The sequence below is a fragment of the Microbacterium sp. NPDC057407 genome, assembly GCF_042803895.1.
GTDB lineage: Bacteria > Actinomycetota > Actinomycetes > Actinomycetales > Microbacteriaceae > Microbacterium.
The window spans coordinates 121,852-144,335 of the sequence record NZ_JBHVCA010000001.1; the positions used below are offsets into that span (position 1 = coordinate 121,852).

Genomic DNA, 22,484 nt, shown 5'->3' on the forward strand with positions numbered 1-22,484 from the left:
ATGACCGTCGAGACCGTGACCGCGACCTCTCCGAGTTCGCTCTACACCGCAGGCACCGCCGACCCTGCCACGCGCAAGCAGGTGATGGACAGCGAGGTGTTCCTGCGGCTGCTCGTCACCCAGCTCACCAACCAGGACCCGTCGAGCCCCATGAACACCAACGAGATGATCTCGCAGACCACGCAGCTGGCGATGATGGAGCAGCTCACCGCGCTCAGCGACACCGGCACCGAGGCGTTCGCCCTCAACATGCGACAGGCCGCCTCGGCCCTCATCGGCCAGAAGGCCAGCTACGAGAACGCCGACGGCAAGACGATCACCGGCATCGTGTCGAAGGTCTCGTTCGACGGCCCCATCCCGCAGGTGACCATCGGCGACAAGGAGATCCCCCTCGACGAGATCATCGGCATCGCCGCCCCCTGACCCCCGCACTCCCCATCCCCACCCCACTCCCCACCCAAAGGAAGAGGCAACCCCAATGCTTCGCTCTCTCTACTCCGGGATCTCCGGACTCCGGTCGCACCAGACCATGCTCGATGTCACGGGCAACAACATCGCCAACGTCAACACAGCCGGCTTCAAGGGCTCGTCCGTGGTGTTCCAGGACTCCCTCTCGCAGCTGGTCGGAAACGCCGGCATCCCCGACGACCAGGTCGGCGGGCGCAACCCGGCGCAGGTCGGGCTCGGAGTCCAGGTCGCGGGCATCCGCACCAACTTCGCGCAGGGCTCCGCCCAGGCGACCGGCCGCGGTGGCGACCTCATGATCTCGGGCGACGGGTTCTTTGCGGTGCGCTCCGGCGGCGAGACGCTGTACACCCGCGCCGGCGCCTTCTCGTTCGACGCGACGGGAAAGATGGTGACGCCCGACGGCTCGGTCGTGCAGGGCTGGGCCGCCGTCGACGGCGTGGTGAACACCGGCCAGACGCCGGGCGACATCGTGCTGCCGCTCGACGTCGTCTCACCCGCCAAGGCCACGACCTCGGCGACGGTGACCGGCAACCTGCCGTCCACCGCCGCCACCGGGAGCACCCTCGTGCGCGACGTCACCGTGTACGACGCGCAGGGCGAGGCATCCACCCTCAGCCTCACCTTCACCAAGACCGCGACCGGCTGGGATGTGACCGAACCGGTCAGCGGCGCCTACGGCTCGCTCGCCTTCACCGACGGCAAGCAGGCCGCCCCCGGGCTCTCCCTCACCGCCGGCGGCATCAGCGTCGACCTGGGCGCGGTCACCGGCTACGCCGACATGTCGACCGTCGCCGTGACCAAGCAGGACGGCGCGGCGGCGGGCTCGCTCAAGTCGTACAGCATCACCGGCGACGGCTCCATCGTCGGCACCTTCAGCAACGGGCGCACGCAGACGCTCGGCAAGATCGCGATGGCGACGTTCGCCAACCCCGAAGGGCTCGAGAAGGCGGGGGGCACCGCCTACCGCACGTCGGTCAACTCGGGACCCGCGCAGATCGGCGAGCCGGGCGACGCCGGCTTCGGCAACCTCGTGTCGGGCGCGCTCGAGATGAGCAACGTCGACCTCTCGCAGGAGTTCACCAACCTGATCGTCGCGCAGCGCGGCTTCCAGGCGAACGCGCGCATCATCACGACGAGCGACGAGGTCCTGCAGGAGCTGACGCAGCTCAAGCGCTGACCCGCTCGCCGCCATACGTCGAGGCCCGTCCCGGTTACCCGGGGCGGGCCTCGTCGCGATAGTCGGAGCAGACCCTCCCGACCGTTCCTGCATCGTCCCGCCCCGGAGCTCCCGATGATCACCGTCACCCGCCTCGACCACACGAGGTTCGCGGTCAACCCCGATCTCATCGAGCGCGTCCACGAGGCACCCGACACGACGATCCACATGGTCGACGGGCACGTCTACGTCGTCGAGGAGACCCTCGACCAGCTGACCGACCTCATCGTCGCCTACCGCGCCCGCATCCTCGCCACCGCACAGGCCTTCTCGGGGCACTCGGAGGACTGATCGTGGATCCGGCATTCATCATCGGCGTGATCATCGCGTTCGGCGCGCTGATCGCGATGATCAACATGGAGGGCGCGAGCATCACCGCTCTGCTGCTCCCCGCGCCGATGATCCTCGTGCTCGGATCGACCATCGGCGTCGGCATCGCCAGCCACACGCTGCGCGACACGATCCTGGCGGTCAAGAGCCTCGGGAGCATGGTCCGCGGACCCAAGAAGACCCCGGCGGCCGTCATCCCGTTCCTCGTCGGCTACGCCGAGAAGGCGCGCTCCGAAGGCCTGCTGTCGCTCGAGCAGGAGCTCGACAGCGCCCCCGACGACTTCACGCGCAAGGCGCTGCAGGCACTCGCCGACGGGACGGATGCGGAGGACCTGCGCACCGTGATGGAGGACGAGATCGCCGCCTCCTCCACCCGCAACCGGGTCGCGGCGAAGTTCTACTCGGCCCTCGGGGGCTACGCGCCGACCATCGGCATCGTCGGCACCGTCGTGTCGCTGACCCATGTGCTGGAGCAGCTGGACGAGCCCGACAAGCTCGGGCACATGATCGCGGCCGCGTTCGTCGCGACCTTGTGGGGTCTGCTGTCGGCCAACTTCATCTGGAACCCGATCGCGGGCCGCCTCAACCGCATCGGCGCCGTCGAGCTCGAGCGCATGACCCTCGTCACGGAGGGCATGCTGGCCATCCACGCCGGGAGCGCCCCGCACCTCGTCGAGGAGCGTCTTCAGGCGATGTCGAGCGTCAAGCCGAAGGCGTCGAAGAAGTCGGCGGACGCGGCATGAGCGCCGCACGGCGAGCGGGCGGGCGCGGTCATGAGACCGAAGGCCACGACGAGCCCGACGAGCGGTGGGCGGTCTCGTACGCCGACATGGTCACCGTGCTGATGTGCCTGTTCATCGTCCTCTTCGCCGTCTCGAACGTCGACAAGGGCAAGTACGAGCAGCTCGCCAACAGTCTCGCTGCCGGCTTCGGGCAGGAAGAGACGACCGAGGGCGGCGCCGACACCACCGAGGGCCTGGTGATCCCGCCCGACCTGGTCGACGAAGAGGGCGTGGAAGAGCTCACCGCCCGCGCCGCGATCGAGTACGAGACGCTCGAAGAGCTGCGCGAGCGGATGCGGCGGGCGCTGGCCGCCGACGGCCTCGAGAAGACCGTCGAGTTCGTCATCGACGATCGCGGCCTGAAGGTGGGGCTCGTGGGCGCCGAGACGTTCTTCGCCGACAACAGCACGAACCTGTCCGCCAAGGCGGATGCCGTCCTCGATGCGATCGGCGACATCCTGGCCGGGGTCGACAACGAGGTCAGCGTCGAAGGTCACGCCGACCACCGGCATCCATCCGCCCCATTCTCCACGAACTGGGAGCTCTCGAGCGGCCGGTCCACCCAGGTGGCGAGGTTCCTCGTCGAGCACGAGGGCGTCGCGGGATGGCGCGTGAAGGCGACCGGCTTCTCCGACACGCGACCGCTCGTGCAGGGGAACTCCGCCGCCGCTCTGGCGAGCAACCGGCGCGTCGACATCGTCGTCGAGTCGAACGAGGAAGAGCAGGTGCGGGCGCTGATCCCGGGCCTCGTGGCTGCGACGAAGGAGGGCTGAGGTGCGCATCACATCGGAGGAGAACGACATGCGGGACGCCGCCGTGCTCGATGACCCCGCCGGGCGGTACCCGGCGTACGACTTCAGCCGCCCGGCGCAGCTCGGACGCGAGAGCATCCGTCACCTCGAGGCCGCGTTCGAGTCGTTCGCGAGACTGTGGTCGTCGCAGCTCACCGCCAAGATCCGGGTGCGCGCGCACCTCGCGCTCGAGTGGGTCGAGCTGGTGTCGTACGAGGAGTACGCCATCACCCTTCCCGCGACCACGGCGATGGTCACCGGGGCGCTGCCCGACCGTGACGAGCCCTGCGTCGTGCAGTTCGGGCTCGACAGCGCGCTGCTGTGGGTCGTGCAGATGATGGGCGGGAAGAGCACGTCGCTCCCCGAGGCCCGCACCTTCACCCCGATCGAGCTGGCCCTCGTGCGCAACCTCATGGAGGGCACCTTCGAGCACCTCGGCGCGAGCCTGGGTCCGCTGCTCCCCGGGGGCCCCGTCTACAGCGGGGTGCACTACAACCCGCAGTACATGCAGGTCGTCTCCGCCACCGCCGCCGTCATCGTCGCCCGATACACCATGCGCCTCGGCGACAGCGAGACGAGCGCCACCGTGATGCTGCCCGCGTCGGCCGTCGTCGACCGCCTTGCCGAAACGGGAAGCGGATCGACGGCCGCGCACGGCGCGGGCCAGACGCTCGACCAGGTGCGCAACGCGCCCATGGAAGTCACCCTGCGGCTCGCGCCGATCACCATCGGCGCCGGCGAGGTCCTCGACCTCGCGCCAGGCGACCTGCTGCGCCTTCCCCATCCCGAGACCAAGCCGTTCGAGCTCGTCGCCGGCACCACGCCGCTCGCCCGCGCCACGCCCGGGGCCCAGGGCTCGCGGCTCGCCTGCACGATCACCGCCATCCACGAGGAGACCAACTGATGAGCACCTTCCACGCGACCGCCGTCGCCGCCGCCATCGCCGGCAAGCTGCCGTTCGGGTACCCCGTCATCCCGAGCCCGTCGACCGACCCGGGTGCCTCGGGCACCGCGGTCGTCGTCGCGTTCACCGGCGCGCCCGGTGCGCGGATCGCCGTGCAGGTGACCGACCCCGCGGAGCTGCAGGACGGCTCCGCCACGGCACCGCTCGCGGATCGCCTGCACCCGGTCCTCGAGGCGGCCGCCGCCGTGCTCGGACCGGGGACGCTCGGCGAAGCCGAAGAGGTGAGCGCCCTCGAAGCCTTCACCGCATCCGGCACGCAGGTGTTCGACCTCGTCAGTGCCGACGGCGCCGTCGTCGCCCGCACCGCCGTCCGCATCGACGACGAGAGGGGAGCGACCTCGCCCGCGTCACCGCAGCGGCTGAGCCGCATCGCGAGCGTCGAGATGGACTTGGTCGTCGAGATCGGACGAACCCGGATGCCGGTGCGCGACGTGCTCTCGCTGGAACCCGGTCGCGTGGTCGAGCTGGACCGCGCGGCGGGGTCGCCGGCCGACATCAAGCTCAACGGACGGCTCATCGGCCACGGCACCGTCGTCGTCGCCGACGGCGACTTCGCCGTGCGCGTCGAGCGCATCCTCGACGTGGCGGCGAGCGCCTGAGCATGGACGACGTCCTCGTCGCCGTCCGCGCGATCGTGTCGCTGGCGGCCGTGCTGGGACTCCTGATGTGGCTGCGGCATCGCATCCGCAAGGGGCAGACGGCCGACGTGACGCCGGCCGCGGCGACCGGTGGAAAGCGCGCGGCGCTCGCGGCTCTGCTCCAGCCACGACCGGGCGCCCGCCCGCGCAAGCCCAAGCCCGAGAAGATCACGGTCGTCAGCCGCGCCGGCCTCGGCGGGAAGGCGCAGCTGGTGGTGGCGGAGTTCGGGGGGATCCGCTACGTCCTCGGCGTGACCGAGCACGGCGTGAACGTCGTCGACACCCAGGAGGCGCCGGCCGTGGACGAGCCGGCACCCGAGGCATCCGAGATCGGTCGGGGGGAACAGGTCGTGACGGCGGACGGCGGTGAGCCCGCGCTGAAGTCCGTCGCCTGACCGGACGGGGGCGGTCCGCGGGTTACCGCGGGCCGCCCCCGTCGCGATAGTCGGCGGCGAGCACGGATCGCTCACCTCCCCTGGCTACGGATCGGCCACGTCACCCAGTCTCGGAGTGCCGCCTTGCCCCGATCCGTCCCGACCGCCGTGCCCGCCCCCGCGGCCGGCGTGCGCCGACGCCTCGCGGCCGCCGTCGCGGCGGTCCTGGTCGTCGTGGGGCTGTCGGTGCTGTTCGGCGCCACCGGGGCTCATGCGGCGACCGCACCGGTCGACCCCGGGAGCGGCGGGGGCGTGACGATCAACGGCATCAACGGCGCGCCGTCCGACAGCATCATGACGCTGCTGGGCATCACGGTCCTCAGTGTGGCCCCCGCGCTGCTCCTCATGATGACCAGCTTCACGAAGATCTTCGTCGTGCTGGCCCTCACCCGGAACGCGCTCTCACTGCCCTCGATCCCGCCGAACCAGGTGCTCGCCGGTCTCAGCCTCTTCCTGACGCTGTTCATCATGTGGCCGGTGCTGATGGAGATCAACACGGTCGCCGTGACCCCCTTCACCGAAGGTCAGATCGACTTCGGCCAGGCCTTCGAGCTGGCCCAGGTGCCGCTGAAGGAGTGGATGCTCGGATACACCCGCGAAGAGGACATCGCCCTCATGCACCGGGCGGCGCAGATGGAGAACCCCGCCGACCCGAGCACGATCCCGCTGTACACGCTCGTGCCCGCCTTCATGATCAGCGAGCTCAAGGCGGCGTTCCTCATCGGGTTCATCGTGTTCGTGCCGTTCCTCGTCATCGACCTCGTCGTCGCCAGCGCGCTCATGTCGATGGGCATGATGATGCTGCCGCCGGTCATGATCTCGCTGCCGTTCAAGATCCTGCTGTTCCTGCTCGTCGACGGCTGGGGAATGATCGTCACCGCGTTGGTGCAGTCGTACGGGGGCGGCGGATGAGCCCCGAATCGGTCATCGACATCGGCCTGGCGGCGCTCGTCGTCGGGGCGAAGCTCTGCGCCCCGCTGCTGATCACCGCGCTCGTCGTCGGCTTCGGGATCTCGCTGCTGCAGTCGATCACCCAGGTGCAGGAGATGACCATCTCGTTCGTGCCGAAGCTCATCGCCGTCGGCATCGCACTCCTCGTGTGCGGCCAGTGGATGATCGCCGAGATGGTCTCGTTCACCCACGCTCTGTTCGACCAGCTCCCCTCCCTGCTGAGCGGTGGCTGATGAATATCCCGATCGACTTCACGTGGCTCGAGGCCACCGCGCTCGCGTGCGTGCGCATCACCGCGTTCCTCTTCTTCGCGCCGCCGTTCAGCCACGCCACCATCCCGATCCGCATCCGCGCGATGCTGGGGGCGGGGCTCGCGCTCGCCGTCTCACCCGTCGCGACGGCCGGATACGAGCGACTCGACACGGGCGGGTTCCTGCTCGCGCTCGTCGGCCAGGCGATCACGGGCGCACTCCTCGGCTTCCTCGTGCTGCTGCTGTTCAGCGCCATCCAGGGTTCGGGACACCTCATCGACACGTTCGGCGGCTTCCAGCTGGCTCAGGCGTACGACCCGGGCATGGCGATCAACGGCGCCCAGTTCACGCGGCTGTTCCAGATGACCGCGATCGTGCTCCTGTTCGCCTCCGACGGCTACCAGCTCGTGCTCGGCGGGCTCTTCCGCTCGTTCGACGCGGTCCCCGTCACCGGCATGATCGACCTCGGCCGGCCCGCCGAGGCGCTCGTCGGCGCGGTGGGCCAGATGATGCTGAGCGCGGTCCAGATCGCCGGACCGCTGCTGATCGTTCTCTTCCTCGCCGACGTCGGCCTCGGGCTCGTCACCCGTGTGGCGCCGGCGCTCAACGCGTTCGCGATGGGATTCCCGCTCAAGATCGCGTTGACCCTCATGCTCGTCGGCTTCGTCTATGCGGCGCTGCCTGGCGTCGTCGGCTCGCTCGCGCAGGAGGCCGCGAAGATGCTCCTGGGGGTGACCCGATGAGCGACACCGACACCGGCGAACGCACCGAGAAGGCCACCGAGCGCCGCCTCCGGGAAGCGCGCAAGAAGGGCCAGATCGGCCGCAGCCAGGACTTCACGGCGTGGGTGTGCATCGCCGCCGCGGCGGTCATGATGCCGTCCACCGTGAGCGCGGCGACCCAGGTGCTCACCGAGCAGTTCCTCGGCGTCACCCAGGCGGCGCAGACCCCGACGGTGGGGCTGGCGCTCGAGGCCGTGGGGTCGGCGATGGCGTCGATCGGAAGCATCCTGATGCCGATGATGCTGGTCGTGCTGCTCGCGACCGCCGCGACGGCCGTGGCGCAGGGCGGCATCCACCTGCGCGGTGTGCCGCTGCGCGCCGAGCAGTTCGACCTGGTGGCGGGCCTCAAGCGGGTCTTCGGACGCCAGGCGCTGTGGGAAGGCGTCAAGGCTCTCCTCAAGACGGTGGCCATCGGCGCAGCACTGTGGAGCGTCGTGTCACAGCTCGTGCCCGTGCTGATGGACAGCGGCAGCCACAACATCACCTGGCTCCTCCAGCAGGCCACCGGGGGAGTGGTCGCGCTCCTCCAGGTCGCCGTCGTGGTCGGCATCCTCCTCGCCGCCGTCGATGTGGCGGTGGTGCTGCGGCGCAACCGCAAGCACACGCACATGACGAAGAAGGAAGCGAAGGACGAGCACAAGAAGAGCGAGGGCGATCCGCTGGTGCGCGCCCAGCGGCGATCCCGCCAGATCGCCCTCAGCCGCAACCGCATGATCGCGGCGGTCGGCGACAGCGATGTCGTGCTGCTGAACCCGACGCACCTCGCGGTGGCGCTGAGGTACGAACCCGGAAGGTCCGCGCCTCGCGTGGTCGCGAAGGGCGCCGGCGTCGTCGCGCAGAAGATCCGCGAACGCGCCGAGGAGGCCGGCGTGCCGATGGTCCGCGACATCCCCCTCGCCCGCGCCCTCCACGCGGCGTGCGACCTCGGGCGCGAGATCCCCGAGGAGCTCTACACCGCTGTCGCCCAGGTGCTCGCGTTCGTCGAGCACCTCAAGCGCCGGGGCTCGGCGCGCGGCACGCACACCATGCCGGCCGCCGCCACCCGCGACCGGGGACTGTGAGCCCGAGACGATGACGACCACCAACGAGAGGCGGAGCCCGATGATGTTCCCCCAGCTGCTATCCAAGGCCGCCGTGCCCGTCGGCGTCGTCGGCATCATCCTGCTCCTCATCGTGCCGATCCCCACGGCGCTGCTCGACGTGCTCATCGTGCTCAACATCGCCTTCGCGCTGCTGATCCTGCTCACGGCGATGTTCGCGAAGAAGCCGCTGGACTTCTCGGTCTTCCCCAGCCTGCTGCTGGTCGCGACGCTCTTCCGTCTCGGCCTGAACGTCGCCTCGACCCGCCTCGTCCTGAGCGAGGCCCACGCCGGTCAGGTCATCCAGGCGTTCGGCGAGATCACGATCGCCGGGTCGCTCGTGATCGGTGCGGTGATCTTCCTGATCCTCACCGTGATCCAGTTCGTGGTGGTCACCAAGGGTGCCGAGCGCGTCGCCGAGGTCGGAGCCCGATTCACGCTCGACGCGATGCCCGGCAAGCAGATGGCGATCGACGCCGACCTCAACGCGGGCCTCATCACCGAGGAGGAGGCGCGGCGACGTCGGGCCGAGGTCGCCGCCGAGGCCGACTTCTACGGCGCGATGGACGGCGCGTCCAAGTTCGTCAAGGGCGACGCCATCGCCGGCATCGTCATCGTCGTCATCAACTTCGTCGGCGGCATCATCATCGGCATGGCGCAGCACGGCATGGAGATGGCCGACGCGCTCCAGACCTACAGCGTGCTGACGATCGGCGACGGGCTCGTTACCCAGATCCCGGCGCTGCTGATGGCGGTCGCCACCGGCATGATCGTCACGCGCGAGAACGCCGAGTCCGAAATCGGCCAGGCTGCGGGGCGTCAGCTCATGCAGTCCCGCAACGCGCTGCTGATCACGGGCCTCGCCGCCGTCGCCATGGGGTTCATTCCGGGCATGCCGATCCTCGCCTTCCTCGTCATCGGCGGTCTGCTCCTGTTCGCCGCTTCGCGGGTGAAGGCCCGCGAGACGCGGGATGCCGCGGTCGTCGCCGACACGAAGGCGCTGGAAGAGGCGGATGCCGCGGCCGAGGGTCCGGAGGAGCTCATGAGCCGCATGCGGGTGCACGCCCTCGAGATCTCGCTCGCCCCCGACATCGTCGATCTCGCCTCGGGCGGCGCCGGCGACCTGCTCACGCGGGTGAAGTCGCTGCGTCGTAAGCTCGCCCTCGAGATCGGCATCGTGATGCCGCCCGTGCGCACACGCGACAACATCGAGCTGCCGTCCGAGACGTACGCGATCCTCATCGCCGGCGTGGAGGCCGGTCGCGGCAGCGTGCCGCGCGGTCACGTCCTCGCGATCGGCGCCGATCTTGCTCAGATCCCGGGCACGAGCGTGGTCGACCCCGTGTTCGGCCTCGAGGGCAAGTGGGTCCGCACCGAGCTGTCGCATGCCGCCGACATGGCCGGCGCGACCGTCATCGACCGTGCGAGCGTCATCATCACGCACCTCTCGGACCTGGTGCAGGCGCAGGCCGACCGGCTGCTCTCGCTCGAGGACGTGCGGCAGCTCACCGATCACCTCAAGCAGACCCACCCGACCACGGTCGACGAGGTCACCCCGGCGGTCCTGTCGCTCGCCGCGATCCAGCGGGTGCTGGCAGGACTGCTCGCGGAGCGCGTGCCCATCGTGGACCTCGCCCGCATCTACGAGGCGCTCGCGCTGCGCGCGAAGACCACCACCGAGACCCCCGTGCTCGTCGAGGCCGCACGCGCCGCGCTCGGCCCGGCGGTCGCCGCGCCGTTCGCCCAGGACGGCCGCATCCGCGTCATCATGTTCGATCCGATCCTCGAGCAGCAGCTGCTCGAGGGGATGCGGGTCGTCGACGGGCAGACGCAGATCGTCCTCACTCCCGAGGCCACCCTCCAGGTGATCGACAGTGTCCGGCGGACCGTCGGCGACCTCGACCACGCCGGTCCGGAACCCGTGCTGGTCTGCGCGCCCTCGCTCCGCCCGGCGGTGCGGAAGATGGTCTCGGCGCAGGTCGGCGGGCTGCCGGTGCTGTCATACGACGAGGCGGCGGCGGGAGGCCTGGCGACCGACGTCGTCGGGGTGGTGCGCATCACGCAGCCGGCTCTTCCCGGCATCACCTCATGATTTGCCAAGTTTCGCTCGTAAACCAGCGCATGTGAGGTACCGTGATCCCCAGGACGAGCGCGGCCGCGCTCACGCCATGGAGGGCGGAAGAACATGCTGGTACTCACGCGACGCGCGAACGAGAGCATCCTGATCGGCGACGACATCACCGTCACGATCCTGGGCGTCACCCCCGGCGGGGTCCGGGTGGGGATCGACGCTCCGCAAGACAAGCGGATCAACCGCGCCGAGATCGTCCTCGCTGTGAGCGACGAGAACCAGGGCGCCGTGCAGTCGTCGAACGACGACGACGCCGAGAACGCGCTGCGCAGCGCGCTGGGGCGCATCGCGGGCTCGGACTGAGGGCGGTGGCGGGTCGCGCGCCGACGGGTTACCCCGGCGAGGCCGTGTCGCGATAGTCGTCGACGTGACGGGCGATCCCGTCGCGGAGATCTCTACCCGACGAGGTGACCGACCGTGGCCGCTCACGACCTGAGCATGCATCTCATCCGAGAGCGCGAGCTGCTCGAGCTCCTGCTCTCCAAACTGGACGTTCAGCAGATGCTGCTCGCCACCGGTCGAACCCGGTGGATCCCGCAGACCGTGAACGAGATCGAGCGCGTCCTGGCGGCGATGCCGACGACGGCGCTCACTCGTGACACGCTCGTCGTGGCGGTGGCCGCCGAATGGGGTGCGCCCGAGGCCACCACGCTGCGACAGCTCATCGAGGCCGCTCCCACCGACGCCTGGCGCGAAGTGCTCACCGGCCACCTCGATGCGATGCTCGGCCTCGCGGCCGAGATCGGCGAGATGAAGAAGATCAACGAGCAGCGACTGCGCACGGCTCTCCGCGTCACGCAGGAGACGATCGCCGGGCTCGGCGTGGCCACCGGGGAGTACGACAACTCCGGCGACGTCGTGCGCGACGGCGGCGCCTCCCGACTTCTCGACACGAGGGTGTGAGGTAGCCGTGGCGTCTTTCGCAGGAATCCGGCTGGCGGCGTCCGGCCTCGCGGCCGCCCGCGCCGGCATGGAGGTCACCGGGCAGAACATCGCCAATCAGGCGACGACGGGGTACACGCGTCAGCGCGTCGACCAGGCGCCGGTGGGCGCCCCCGGCGCCACCGGCCTGTGGCCGTCCGTCCTCCGCGTCGGCGGCGGCGTCGACGTGACCGCCATCGCCCGCCTCGGCGACGAGGTGCTCGACGCGCGCGTGCGCGACGCCCTCGCGACATCCGGTTACTGGTCGGCGCGCGCGACCGCCGCCGGTCAGGCGGAGGTCACGATGGCGGAGCCCACGGAGGACGGGCTCGCTGCGAACCTCGATCGCTTCTGGGCCGGATGGTCGGACCTCGCCAACAATCCCGACTCCGCCACCGCTCAGGTCGTGCTCAACAATGCCCAGGTGCTCGTCGGCCAGATCGCCGCGGGGTACCACGCGATCGCCGGCCAGTGGGAGGGGCTCCGCGGACAGGTCGACCGCCAGGTCGCCGACGTCAACGCCACCGCCGGGCGCGTGGCCGTTCTCAACACCCAGATCCGCGAGGCGGTCCAGTCCGGCCGCAACGCCAATGAGCTCATCGACCAGCGCAACCTGCTCGCACAGCAGCTGTCCACCGCCGTCGGCGCCACCGGAACGGTGGAGGCGGACGGAACACTCACCGTCCGCGTCGACGGCAACGCCCTCGTCTCGGGCGACCGGGCGCGCGCCATCACCGCGGCCGGCCCGCGTGACATCGCCGACAGCGGCCGGGTCACCCTGGAATGGGCGGACCGCCCCGGCGTCGCCGTGTCGGTCACCGGCGGGACGATCGGCGGCACGATCAGCACTCTCGCCCCCGCGTCCGACGGCGGCACCCTTGCCGCCGTCGCCCAGGCCTACAACGACACCGCCGTCGCCCTCGCCGACACCGTCAACGCCATCCATCGTTCCGGGGAGACGGCGGGAGGGGCTGCCGGCGGCGACTTCTTCGCCCTCTACCCCGCAGGACCCCCGGCGCTCGGATTGAGCGTCATCCCGGCGGGTCTCGACGAGCTGGCGCTCGCGGCCCCGGGCGCGGGGCCGCTCGACACGACAATCGCCGATCGCATCAGCGCCCTCAGTGCGTCCGCCGTCAGCGCGAGCAAGACATGGTCGGACTTCGTCACGGGCTTCGGAGTCACCGTCGCGGGAGACCTGCAGCGCGCCGACATCGCCGACACGGGTGCCGTGGCCGCCGTCGCGAGCCAGCAGTCGAGCGCCTCCGTCGACGGCGACGAAGAGACGATCAACCTCTTGACCTATCAGACCGCGTATCAGGCATCCGCCCGCGTCCTCACCGCGATGGACGAGGCGCTGGATCTTCTGATCAACCGAACCGGCCTCGTGGGCCGCTGATCGTCAGGGAGCCATCAATGATCGGACGGATCACCAGCAGCACCATGACACAGCAGACTCTGCGCACCCTGCAGTCGAATCTCGCCGACCGGGACCGCCTGCAGGATCAGGCGACGTCGCAGCGCGCCTTCCGGTCGCCCAGCGAAGACCCGGCTGCCGCGGCGACGGCGCTCGGGGTGCACGGGGAGCAGGCGCGCGTGGCCCAGTACGCGCGCAATCTCAACGACGGCATGGCGTGGGTCACGACCGTCGACACGGCGCTCGGTGCGAGCATCGATCTGCTCAATCGCGCGCGCGACCTGACCGTGCAGGGTGCGAACTCGGGAGCACAGAGCCAGGCGGCGCGCGAGGCGATCGCCGCGGAGCTCGAGAGCATCGGCGCGGGTCTGCTCACCCAGGCCAACACGACCGTCCTCGGGCGGAGCGTGTTCGCGGGGACCAGCGACGCAGGCCGGGCGTTCGAGCCGGGCACGTACGCCTTCAACGGCACGGCTGGCGCGGGAGTGCAGCGCCGCATCAGCGACAACGAGACCGTCCGCGTCGATGCCGACGGGGCGGAGGCCTTCGGCGTGGGGGCGACCAGTGTCTTCGCTCTGCTGAACGACATCGCGGCCGACCTGCGGGCCGGCACCGACGTCGGCGTACGACTCGGCGACATCGATGGGCGGTTGAAGAGCATGGTGGCCGCTCAGGGTTCCACCGGTGCGCGTCAGGCGCAGATCGAGCGGGCGTCGGCGCAGAACCTGTCGGTGTCGATCGACCTCGAAGCCCGCCGCGCGCAGGTCGAGGACGTCGACAGTCTCGAGGTGCTGGTGCAGCTCCAGTCGGCCGAACTCGTGTTCCAGTCCGCCCTGCAGGTGACCGCACGGTCGCTGCAGACCAACCTCCTGGAGTTCCTGCGATGAACGCGACCATCACCGCCGTCCAGTTCGTCTCGCCGCTGCCGGGCCTCGGCGCCCACACCTCGTTCACGCTGGATCGGATCGACGGTGCGGAGGGGCTGTTCGCCCTGCGGTCGACGCGCGGCGACGTGCGGCTGTTCGTGATCGATCCCGCGTCCGCCGGCTACGGCCTCGCCGACGAGGGCGGCTACCGTCCGTCATTGACGGCGGGCGTGCGGGCGCAGGTGGGGGCGACGGATGCCTCGGAGGTGCGGCTCTTCGTCGTCGCCAACCCCGCCGAGGACGGCGTCTTCCTCAACCTCCGTGCGCCGATCCTCATCCACCGCGACACGGGTCGTGCCGCGCAGGTCATCCTCGACGATCAGGCCTATCCGATCCGGGCCCTCCTCGGCCGGACCGCCGGGACTCCGGTCGCCTAGTCCGGCGGTCGCGCGTTCCGTCAGCCCTTCGTCCTCGCCGATTCGAGGGCGGTGAGGATGAGGTCCAGACCGAAGGCGAACTCCTCGGCCGGGTCGTAACCACCGGCCGCGATCGCCGCGGCCGACTCGCTCAGATAGGGGAACTCGTCGGGGGGCAGCTGCGGCAGGTACACTCCCGCCGTGAGCTGCGTCAGCTCATCGGCGCTGTCGAACGGCAGGCTCGCCTCCTGCAGCGCGAACCCGTACACGTAGCTGTCGAGCAGCCAGTTCGCATGTGTCGCCATCGCGATGGTGAATCCGGCGTTGCGCAGGCATGCGGCGATCGCCTCGTGGTGCCGCAGATTGGCGGGGCCGGGCGACGTGCGCGACTCCAGCAGGCCGATGGCCCAGCGGTGGCGAGCGAGAACCTCGCGGGCCGACACCGCTCGGCGTCGCATCGCCGTCCGCCAGTCCGCGTCGCTGGCCGGCAGCTCGATCTCCTGGAACACCATGTCGACCATGGCGTCGAGGAGCTCTTCCTTGTTGGACACGTAGTGGTAGAGCGACATCGCGCCCGCCCCGAGCGCCTCGGCGAGTCTGCGCATGCTCAGCCCGTCGACGCCCTCGAGATCGGCCAACCGCACGGCCTCGGTGATCACGCGGGCGGCGCTGAGTCCCGCATTCGATGCCGGGCGGTCACGTCTTTCGGCTGCCACGGTTCTCCTGCCTCACTCGCGGACTTGACAAACGTACAGTGTACGGCCGATAGTACAGCGTACGACGTACAGCGTACGACAACGATGAGAAGGAGCTACCATGACCTCGCGCACCACGACCCCGCTGCGAGACAGCGCGCCCGTCCCCGTGCCCGCGAAGCTCGCCGCAGCCTGGACGAGCTTCATGTTCCTGTACATCTACGTGGACTATTACCACCTCTACAAGCCCGGCTCGGTCGACGACATCCTGTCGGGGGTCGTCTTCGAGTTCGACATCAGTCCTCTCCTGCTCACGGCATTTCTCGGGCTCGTCTCCCTGCCCGCGCTCATGATCGCGGCGTCCGTGGCGCTCCCGCCCGCGCCCGCTCGAGTGGCCAGCCTGGCCATCGCCTCGCTCTACGTTCCGGTGACGCTGTTCAACGCGGTGGGGGAGTCCTGGGAGTGGGCGCCCTTCTATGCGCTCTCCATCGGCGTCGAGCTGCTTCTCCTGACGTTCATCCTCCGCACGGCGTGGCGCTGGCCCCGGACCGCCGACGTCGCAGCGCCCGCGGCGGTCGCCGGCATCGGGTGAGAGCCCAGCGGGTCCAACCGCAAGGTTGTGTCAAGAAAATGATGATAAACGAGTGAGAAACTGAGAATCGCCCCATCTACGAGCGAACCCCGGAGTATTCTCTGAGAAAGACAAAGCGGCGAAGGAGAGCCGCGAAGTCGGGCAAACGGGAAGCGTTCCGGCACTGGGTTGAGGTTTCTGCCGGACCGCATGGACCGCTCGCGTGGGCGAGCAGCAGGGGATGGCACGTCATGAGTACAGCCGCAGGGCTCGAGCAGGGCCGAGTGAGCAAGCGGGAGTTCGTCCAGCGGGTCGCGCGACGCGGCAACCTGCCGCTGCGGGTCACGCAGCAGGCGTACGACGCACTGATCGAGGAACTGATCGACCTGGTCTCGAAGGGCAACAAGGTCACGCTCACCGGATTCGGGAAGTTCTACCCGCAGGAGCACAAGGGTCACCGGGTGCGGTTCGCCGACGGCGACGGACCGGCCGAGATCGACGACTACACGGTGCTGAAGTTCTCGGCGACCCGCGCCGTGAACCGCAGCGTGAAGGTCGCCGGTTCCTGAGCGGCGCAGCGCGCCACTGACGTAGGGAAGGAGCCCCGGGGAATCCCCGGGGCTCCTTCGTTTCCATCGGCCGTCGCCCCCACGGCGACCGGTGGTCAGAGCCCTTCGAACGCGTAGCTGTCGTGACCCACGAGGGTGAGCGACACGCTGACGGGCAGATCATCGGGGATGTCGTCGTACTCGTCGACGACATCCATCTTGTGCAGCGGCACGTGGATGGTGCCGTCCTCCTCGAACACGAGATCGCGGGGCAGGAACGAGACCGACAGTGACCGCTGCTTGCTGCGCAGCTCGAGCGTGCGCGGGTTGTGCCCGCGCTCGAACAGGTTGAGCGGGCTCTCCTCGGCGATGCTGCTGCCGTCGGCGAACTTCGCCTCCACGCGGTACAGGCTCGGCTCGATCGCCTTGATGTTCAGGTCCTGCACGATCTCCGAGAAGAGGGCCGTCGGGCTGTTGAGCTCGAAGGCGATCGCGCGCAGGTGGTCGTAGTTCAGGTGCACGCGGCGGGAGAACAGCGCCGCGCTCTCGACCTCGGAGGCCGGGGCATCCGGAGCCTGATCGCTGAGGTACTGGCGCACCTCGTCGGGCCCGGGGTAGTCGAAGCGCATGTGGTAGTGGAACCGGCCGGGCCGGTTGACGATGTACTGGCTCACGTCCTGCACGTCGTTGACGGTCACGCAGTAGATGCGCTTCACCTGCGACATGCCGTCGAACAGCGACAGGAACTGGTTCTGCCTGTTGATCTCGCTGTGGTGGAGGTGGCGCCCGTTCGGGAAGGTCTTCTCGAACTCGTCGAAGACGATGAGGCACTCCTCGAGGCTGTCGAGGAAGTCCGCGATGCCGTCGGCGTCCTCGGTGACGAGCACCACCGGGATGCCGCGCTCGATCGCCTCCTGGGCGACCATGCGCAGGAACAGCGACTTGCCCTGCCCCTTGTCGCCCGAGAGCATCACGCCGAGGCTGCGGTCGGTGCGCTCGTAGGAGGTGAAGATCTTCCGCACCTTGTGCTCGCGCTTCCCGTAGATGCGCTCGCCGCCGGGCGCGAGGTCGTCGATCCGCAGAAGGCTGAAGCCCTCTTTCGCGTCGAAGTGCACGCGATACGTTCCGAGCGGGAGGGAGGCATGCGTCTTGACGGAGGAGTCGTAGACACGGATGCGGGTACCGGTTTCAACGTATGTGCTTGCCACGGGTCGTCTCTTTCGAAGTTCTCATGAAACTCTCATCCCCAGTACGACCTCAAAGTATCGGCTGGCGAGCGCATTCCTCGCACTCCGTCGCGAGTGCTGAGGCAAAGCTAAGGAAAGACTGCGAAACGAGGGAGAAGCAACTAATTCGGCGGTTCGGGCGCGGTCGGCTTCAAGATGCCCGGCAGATCGTGCCGCATCCCCTCGACCAGGCAGTCGTGAGAACAGAAGAACACCGGAGCGACCGTTCTGGTGTGCGTGCTGTACCGACCGCCGTCGACCCGCCTGAGTTCCACGTAGTAGCCGTTGGGCTTGTCGGCCTCGTACGCCGTGTTCGACACGAAGCGCTTGCCGCAGTGCTCGCACACGTAGATGACCGGAGTGGGCTCGTCGGACATCGTCGTCACCGCAGCCCCCTTTCCCCAGGTGCGAACTGCTGACCACCGAGGGTAGTCGCCCGGTCTGCGAATGAGGGCGCGGGGGAGCGGAATCACCCGGGTGAGGCGGTGGGCCGCTCCTCACGGTCGGTGCTCTCGAAGCCCGTCGACTCCCGGGCGACGAGCCGGAAGGCGGGCTTGAACGTCTCTGGCGGCCGGCGCTCGCCCTTCTCCTGGATGCGCTCGACGAGACGGTCCACGGCGATGGCGGCGATCTCGTCCCGGCCCGTGTCGACCGTCGACATGGACGGCACCGAGTACTTGCTCTCGTCGATGTTGTCGAAGCCGATCACCGCGACATCGTCCGGCACGCTGCGCCCCTCTTCGCGCAGGGCGCGCAGCACGCCGAGACCGAGCGTGTCGTTCAGGGCGAAGACCGCATCGAACTCGACGCCCTCGCGGATCATCACGTGCGTCGCGGCGGCGCCGCCGGCGCGGTTCCACTCCGACATGCGCGTGGGGCGCACCAGCGAACGGTCGATCTCGATGCCGGCGGCCTCGAGTGCGCTCACATAGCCGTTGAGCCGGAGGGTCGCGGAGTTGGTCTCGTTGCGGTTCTCGGGGTCGGCTCCGATGAGCGCGATGCGGCGCCTCCCGATCTCGAGGAGATGCTCGACCGCGGCCCGCGCGGCCGACATGTTGTGCATCGTGACGTGGTCGGTGGGGCCCCCGAAGATCCGCTCCCCGAGCAGCACGAGCGGCGCGTCGACCGTGAGGGCCTCGGTATCGGCCTGGCCGAGGCTCACGGGGCTGAAGAGCAGACCGTCGAGGAACCGCGGACGGCTCGTCGAGACCGCGCGCAGCTCGGCATCCCGCTGCCCGCCGGTCTGCTCCACCATCACGCCCAGGCCGCGCTTCTCGGCGGCCCGGATGACCGAGTCGGCGAGTTCGGCGAAGTAGTTCTCGCGCAGGGACGGCACCGCCAGGCCGATCACCCCGGTGCGACCGGAGCGCAGACCCCGCGCCGACAGGTTCGGCCGGTAGTCGAGCTGCTCGATCGCCTGATTGACACGGTCCCTCGTGCCCGGTCGCACGTGCGGGTAGTCGTTGATCACGTTCGAGACGGTCTTGATGGAGACGCCCGCGATCCGCGCGACGTCGTGCATCGTCGGTCCCATCGCTGCTCCCGCCTGCCCGCCCGGACCTCTGTACTCTACTGCGTCTCTTGACAGCCGAACGGGCTCATGCCATCTTCTTCTACAACGTTGCTATACAACGTTGTAGATCCCTGAATCGGAACCGCCCTCAAGTTGATCCGATCCGGTCGCGCACCGACGAAGAAGTCCAGCAGAACCGAAAGGAAACGCCAGTGAAGACGAAGCACGTCCTTGCTGTGGTCACAGCACTCGCCCTGGCCGGCACGATGGCGGCCTGTTCCGGCGGAGGAGGCGACGACGGCAACGGCAACGGCGGCGGCGACGCATCCAACTGCACCAACGAGATCAAGAACCCCGACGCACCCGTGGTCACCCTGTGGGCCTGGTATCCGAACTCGGAGACGGTCGTCGACAACTTCAACGAAGCCAACGACGACGTCCAGGTGTGCTGGACGAACGCGGGTGCCGGCGGCGACGCGTACGACAAGTTCCAGACCGCCATCTCCGCGGGCACGGGCGCTCCCGACGTGATGATGGTCGAGGCCGACCGCATCGCCTCGTTCCAGGCGCAGGATGCCCTCGTCGACCTCACCGACCTCGGGTACGAGGACGTCAAGGCCAACTTCAGCGAGGGCGCCTGGAAGGACGTCTCGGTCGGCGACGCGGTCTACGGCGCTCCGATCGACGGCGGCCCCATGGGCATGATCTACCGCACCGACATCTTCGACGAGTACGGAATCACCCCGCCCACGACGTGGGAGGAGCTCGAGACCACCGCGCAGACGCTGAAGGATGCCGGCGGCCCGGTCTTCGCCAGCTTCGCGGCCAACCAGCCGGCGACGGCGACGGCGTACTTCTACGGCAACGGCGCCGAGCCGTTCACGTACGACCCCGCGAACGAGGGCGAGATCGGGATCAACCTGAACAGTCCCGAGATCAAGGAAGTCCTCGACTACTGGGACGGCCTCGTCGACAAGGAGCTGGTCGGCACCGAGGATCAGTTCACCCCCGAGTACATCGCGGGAGTCATCAACGGCGACTACGCCACCTACCTGTCGGCCGCCTGGGCTCCCGGGTACCTCCAGGGTGCGGGCGTCGGCGAGGGCGCGGACGCGGGCGTGTGGGCCTCCGCTCCGATGCCGCAGTGGGATCCCGACAACCCCATCGCGATCAACTGGGGCGGCTCGGCGTTCGCCGTGAGCAGCCAGGCGAGCGACCCCGAGCTCGCGGCCAAGGTGGCCTTCGGGGTGTACGCCGATCCGGCATCGCTCGACGACGGCTGGCAGAACCAGATCATCTTCCCGCTCAACGTGAATGTGCTGGACTCGGCGGAGTTCCAGGACTACGAGGTGCCGTTCTTCGACGGACAGCAGGCGAACAAGGAGGTGTACGTCCCGGCGGCCAACGAGTACAAGGGCATGACCTACACGCCGCTCGGGCAGTACTACTACTCCGCGCTCACCGAGGCGCTCGCCTCCATCATCGACGGGTCGGCGACGGGCTCCGAGGCGGCGGACACGCTGCAGGCGGATGTCGTGGCCTACGCCGAAGAGCAGGGGTTCACGGTCACCGAGTGACCCGGGCCCGAGGCCGGTCCGCGCACCCGCGCGGACCGGCCCTCGCCCACCCCTCCGACACACCCGGAGAAACCATGACCGCCTCCCTCGACAGTCCCGTCTCCACGAAGCGGCGCCGGTCCACGACCGTGCGCCAGAACCTGACCGGCTGGGCCTTCGTCGCCCCGTTCGGCATCATCTTCCTGGCGCTCCTCGTCCTTCCCATCGGGTATGCGCTGTACCTGAGCCTCTTCCAGAAGTCGCTCATCGGGGGGACGAGATTCGTCCTCTTCGGAAACTACGTCAAGGCGTTCAGCGACCCGTCGTTCCTCGACGGCGTCGGGTTCGTCATCCGCTTCTCGCTCGTCCTCATCCCCCTGCAGATGGCGATCTCGCTGGCGATCGCCCTGATCCTCGACATCGTCATCACGCGCTTCGCCCGCTTCTCGCGGCTGATGATCTTCATGCCCTACGCGATCCCCACGGTGATCGGCGCGCTGATGTGGGGCTTCCTGTACAGCGACAACTTCGGTCCGCTCGCGGAGATCTTCGAGAGCCTCGGACGCCAGGCCCCGGACTTCCTCAGCAGCAGCCTCATCTTCTACGGACTGCTCAACATCGTGACCTGGCAGTGGGCCGGCTACTACATGATCATCCTGTACGCGGCGCTGCAGGGGATCGACCCGACCCTGTACGAGGCGGCCCGGATCGACGGAGCCTCGCAGTGGCAGATCATCCTGCGGATCAAGATCCCCCTCCTCGCCCCGGCGCTGCTGCTGATCCTCGTGTTCGCGCTGATCGGGACGCTGCAGTTCTTCAACGAGCCGAAGATCCTCCAGCAGCTGGCGGCAGGCGCGATCCCCGACGACTTCACGCCCAACATGTACGCGTACCAGCAGGCCTTCGCGCTGGCGAACTACAACTACGGGTCGGCGATCTCGTTCGCGCTCGGCGCGGTGGTGTTCGTGTGCGTGTACATCTTCCTGTTCGCCACCCGCAAGCGGGGGAGCTTCTTCTCATGACCGACCTCCTCGACGCGCGCCGCACCTCGCGCAAGATCATCGAGCCCCGGACCGCCCCGCGCACCCGCGGACGGGTGCCGCTCAACATCGTGCTCGCACTGCTGATGATCTACTTCCTGATCCCGTTCTGGTGGCTCATCGTCAACAGCTCGAAGAGCTCCGCCGGACTGTTCGGCGGCGGCAGCTCGCTGTGGTTCGCCGACGACATCAACTACATCCCGAACCTCATCGACCTGTTCACCTACGGCGGCGGCATCTACGGGCGCTGGCTCGCCAACTCGGCGCTCTACGCGATCGTCGGGGGCGTCGGGGCGACGGTGCTCGCGGTCCTCGCCGGCTACGGGTTCGCCAAGTACCGCTTCGCCGGCCGCCGGTTCTCTTTCGCGATCCTCTTGGGCTCCGTCATGGTCCCCACCACCGCGCTCGTGATCCCTACGTTCGTGCTGTTCGCGGAAGTCGGGTGGACGAACACGATCTGGGCGGTGATCGTGCCGACGCTGCTCAACCCGTTCGGGGTCTATCTCATGAACGTGTACGCCCGTGACGCCGTGCCCGACGAGCTGCTCGATGCGGCGCGGGTCGACGGCGCCGGGGAGTTCCGGTCGTTCTTCGTCGTGGCGCTCCCGCTCCTGCGCCCGGCGATCGTGACGGTGCTCCTCCTGTCGGTCGTCGCCTCGTGGAACAACTACTTCCTCCCGCTCGTGATGCTCTCGGACAACCGGCTCTTCCCGGTAACCGTCGGCATCGGCCTCTGGCAGTCGACCGCGTCGACGTACGGGGCGGCCGGCGGCCAGAGCCTCTGGAGCATCATCGTGCTCGGCTCGCTGGTGTCGGTGATCCCGCTCATCATCGCCTTCCTCGGCCTGCAGAAGTACTGGCGCGGCGGACTCGCTATCGGAAGCCTCAAGTGACCTCGCAG

General features: G+C 68.9%; 27 protein-coding genes. 23 read left to right on the plus strand and 4 right to left on the minus strand.

Annotated features, from left to right (window positions below; translation table 11 throughout):
* The 18 genes from ACFUTX_RS00675 to ACFUTX_RS00760 all read left to right on the plus strand — a co-directional run bounded on the left by ACFUTX_RS00675 (position 1) and on the right by ACFUTX_RS00760 (position 14,455).
* Positions 1–423 (plus strand): flagellar hook assembly protein FlgD, encoded by a 423-nt coding sequence (locus ACFUTX_RS00675; RefSeq protein WP_378860276.1) that lies wholly within the window; start codon positions 1–3, stop codon positions 421–423.
* 55 nt (positions 424–478) lie between these two features.
* The gene (locus tag ACFUTX_RS00680) at positions 479–1,645 is read left to right on the plus strand and encodes a flagellar hook protein FlgE (protein WP_378860277.1); all 1,167 of its coding nucleotides are present in this window, start codon (positions 479–481) and stop codon (positions 1,643–1,645) included.
* A gap of 114 nt (positions 1,646–1,759) precedes the next feature.
* Positions 1,760–1,975 (plus strand): flagellar FlbD family protein, encoded by a 216-nt coding sequence (locus ACFUTX_RS00685; RefSeq protein ID WP_378860278.1) that lies wholly within the window; start codon positions 1,760–1,762, stop codon positions 1,973–1,975.
* A gap of 2 nt (positions 1,976–1,977) precedes the next feature.
* On the plus strand, positions 1,978–2,757 hold the full coding sequence (locus ACFUTX_RS00690; protein ID WP_378860279.1) for a motility protein A: 780 nt from the start codon (positions 1,978–1,980) through the stop codon (positions 2,755–2,757).
* Positions 2,754–3,569: a flagellar motor protein MotB gene (locus ACFUTX_RS00695; RefSeq protein ID WP_378860280.1), complete on the plus strand. Its 816-nt coding sequence runs from the start codon at positions 2,754–2,756 to the stop codon at positions 3,567–3,569. Before ACFUTX_RS00690 ends, ACFUTX_RS00695 begins: the two co-directional genes overlap by 4 nt.
* Before the next feature lies 1 nt (position 3,570).
* On the plus strand, positions 3,571–4,491 hold the full coding sequence (locus ACFUTX_RS00700) for a flagellar motor switch protein FliM (protein ID WP_378860281.1): 921 nt from the start codon (positions 3,571–3,573) through the stop codon (positions 4,489–4,491).
* Positions 4,491–5,150: a FliM/FliN family flagellar motor switch protein gene (locus ACFUTX_RS00705; RefSeq protein ID WP_378860282.1), complete on the plus strand. Its 660-nt coding sequence runs from the start codon at positions 4,491–4,493 to the stop codon at positions 5,148–5,150. Before ACFUTX_RS00700 ends, ACFUTX_RS00705 begins: the two co-directional genes overlap by 1 nt.
* Before the next feature lie 2 nt (positions 5,151–5,152).
* Complete coding sequence (locus ACFUTX_RS00710) at positions 5,153–5,584, plus strand: flagellar biosynthetic protein FliO (protein WP_378860283.1); 432 nt, start codon at positions 5,153–5,155, stop codon at positions 5,582–5,584.
* Positions 5,585–5,707: 123 nt separating this feature from the next.
* Positions 5,708–6,535: a flagellar type III secretion system pore protein FliP gene (gene fliP / locus ACFUTX_RS00715; RefSeq protein WP_378860284.1), complete on the plus strand. Its 828-nt coding sequence runs from the start codon at positions 5,708–5,710 to the stop codon at positions 6,533–6,535.
* Positions 6,532–6,807, plus strand: a complete 276-nt coding sequence (gene fliQ, locus ACFUTX_RS00720; protein ID WP_378860285.1) for a flagellar biosynthesis protein FliQ — start codon at positions 6,532–6,534, stop codon at positions 6,805–6,807. The genes fliP and fliQ overlap by 4 nt, the downstream gene beginning before the upstream one ends.
* Entirely contained in the window at positions 6,807–7,568 is a 762-nt protein-coding gene (locus tag ACFUTX_RS00725) for a flagellar biosynthetic protein FliR (RefSeq protein WP_378860286.1), read from the plus strand. The genes fliQ and ACFUTX_RS00725 overlap by 1 nt, the downstream gene beginning before the upstream one ends.
* Positions 7,565–8,668: a flagellar biosynthesis protein FlhB gene (locus ACFUTX_RS00730; RefSeq protein ID WP_378860287.1), complete on the plus strand. Its 1,104-nt coding sequence runs from the start codon at positions 7,565–7,567 to the stop codon at positions 8,666–8,668. The genes ACFUTX_RS00725 and ACFUTX_RS00730 overlap by 4 nt, the downstream gene beginning before the upstream one ends.
* A gap of 40 nt (positions 8,669–8,708) precedes the next feature.
* Entirely contained in the window at positions 8,709–10,778 is a 2,070-nt protein-coding gene (locus tag ACFUTX_RS00735) for a flagellar biosynthesis protein FlhA (protein ID WP_378860288.1), read from the plus strand.
* Positions 10,779–10,871: 93 nt separating this feature from the next.
* Positions 10,872–11,120: a carbon storage regulator CsrA gene (csrA, locus tag ACFUTX_RS00740; protein ID WP_378860289.1), complete on the plus strand. Its 249-nt coding sequence runs from the start codon at positions 10,872–10,874 to the stop codon at positions 11,118–11,120.
* A gap of 114 nt (positions 11,121–11,234) precedes the next feature.
* Positions 11,235–11,720 carry a flagellar export chaperone FlgN gene (flgN, locus tag ACFUTX_RS00745; RefSeq protein ID WP_378860290.1) on the plus strand — a complete coding sequence of 162 codons (486 nt, stop codon included), beginning with the start codon at positions 11,235–11,237 and terminating at the stop codon, positions 11,718–11,720.
* Between the two features lie 7 nt (positions 11,721–11,727).
* Complete coding sequence (flgK, locus tag ACFUTX_RS00750) at positions 11,728–13,134, plus strand: flagellar hook-associated protein FlgK (RefSeq protein WP_378860291.1); 1,407 nt, start codon at positions 11,728–11,730, stop codon at positions 13,132–13,134.
* Positions 13,135–13,178: 44 nt separating this feature from the next.
* Positions 13,179–14,039, plus strand: coding sequence for a flagellin (locus ACFUTX_RS00755; protein ID WP_378860292.1), 861 nt, complete (start codon positions 13,179–13,181; stop codon positions 14,037–14,039).
* On the plus strand, positions 14,036–14,455 hold the full coding sequence (locus ACFUTX_RS00760) for a flagellar assembly protein FliW (RefSeq protein ID WP_378860293.1): 420 nt from the start codon (positions 14,036–14,038) through the stop codon (positions 14,453–14,455). The genes ACFUTX_RS00755 and ACFUTX_RS00760 overlap by 4 nt, the downstream gene beginning before the upstream one ends.
* Positions 14,456–14,475: 20 nt before the next feature.
* On the opposite strand, the gene ACFUTX_RS00765 is transcribed toward ACFUTX_RS00760, so the two are convergent.
* Positions 14,476–15,150: a TetR/AcrR family transcriptional regulator gene (locus tag ACFUTX_RS00765; protein WP_378860294.1), complete on the minus strand. Its 675-nt coding sequence runs from the start codon at positions 15,148–15,150 to the stop codon at positions 14,476–14,478.
* A 100-nt stretch (positions 15,151–15,250) separates the two neighbouring features.
* Here ACFUTX_RS00765 and ACFUTX_RS00770 point away from each other — a divergent pair, with 100 nt between their 5' ends.
* Positions 15,251–15,721 carry a hypothetical protein gene (locus tag ACFUTX_RS00770; protein WP_378860295.1) on the plus strand — a complete coding sequence of 157 codons (471 nt, stop codon included), beginning with the start codon at positions 15,251–15,253 and terminating at the stop codon, positions 15,719–15,721.
* A 230-nt stretch (positions 15,722–15,951) separates the two neighbouring features.
* Positions 15,952–16,269 (plus strand): HU family DNA-binding protein, encoded by a 318-nt coding sequence (locus ACFUTX_RS00775; RefSeq protein ID WP_378860296.1) that lies wholly within the window; start codon positions 15,952–15,954, stop codon positions 16,267–16,269.
* 95 nt (positions 16,270–16,364) lie between these two features.
* Here ACFUTX_RS00775 and ACFUTX_RS00780 read toward each other — a convergent pair whose 3' ends face one another.
* The 3 genes from ACFUTX_RS00780 to ACFUTX_RS00790 form a co-directional block, all read right to left on the minus strand.
* The gene (locus ACFUTX_RS00780; protein ID WP_378860297.1) at positions 16,365–17,456 is read right to left on the minus strand and encodes an AAA family ATPase; all 1,092 of its coding nucleotides are present in this window, start codon (positions 17,454–17,456) and stop codon (positions 16,365–16,367) included.
* 140 nt (positions 17,457–17,596) lie between these two features.
* Positions 17,597–17,860 carry a hypothetical protein gene (locus tag ACFUTX_RS00785; RefSeq protein WP_378860298.1) on the minus strand — a complete coding sequence of 88 codons (264 nt, stop codon included), beginning with the start codon at positions 17,858–17,860 and terminating at the stop codon, positions 17,597–17,599.
* Positions 17,861–17,943: 83 nt separating this feature from the next.
* A complete protein-coding gene (locus ACFUTX_RS00790) occupies positions 17,944–18,996 on the minus strand; it encodes a LacI family DNA-binding transcriptional regulator (RefSeq protein WP_378860299.1) in 1,053 nt (350 codons plus the stop codon).
* A gap of 203 nt (positions 18,997–19,199) precedes the next feature.
* On the opposite strand from ACFUTX_RS00790, the gene ACFUTX_RS00795 reads away from it, so the two are divergent.
* The 3 genes from ACFUTX_RS00795 to ACFUTX_RS00805 all read left to right on the plus strand — a co-directional run bounded on the left by ACFUTX_RS00795 (position 19,200) and on the right by ACFUTX_RS00805 (position 22,476).
* Positions 19,200–20,564 (plus strand): ABC transporter substrate-binding protein, encoded by a 1,365-nt coding sequence (locus tag ACFUTX_RS00795; RefSeq protein WP_378860300.1) that lies wholly within the window; start codon positions 19,200–19,202, stop codon positions 20,562–20,564.
* Between the two features lie 74 nt (positions 20,565–20,638).
* A complete protein-coding gene (locus ACFUTX_RS00800; protein WP_378860301.1) occupies positions 20,639–21,565 on the plus strand; it encodes a carbohydrate ABC transporter permease in 927 nt (308 codons plus the stop codon).
* On the plus strand, positions 21,562–22,476 hold the full coding sequence (locus ACFUTX_RS00805; protein WP_378860302.1) for a carbohydrate ABC transporter permease: 915 nt from the start codon (positions 21,562–21,564) through the stop codon (positions 22,474–22,476). Before ACFUTX_RS00800 ends, ACFUTX_RS00805 begins: the two co-directional genes overlap by 4 nt.
* The last annotated feature ends 8 nt before the right edge of the window (positions 22,477–22,484 follow it).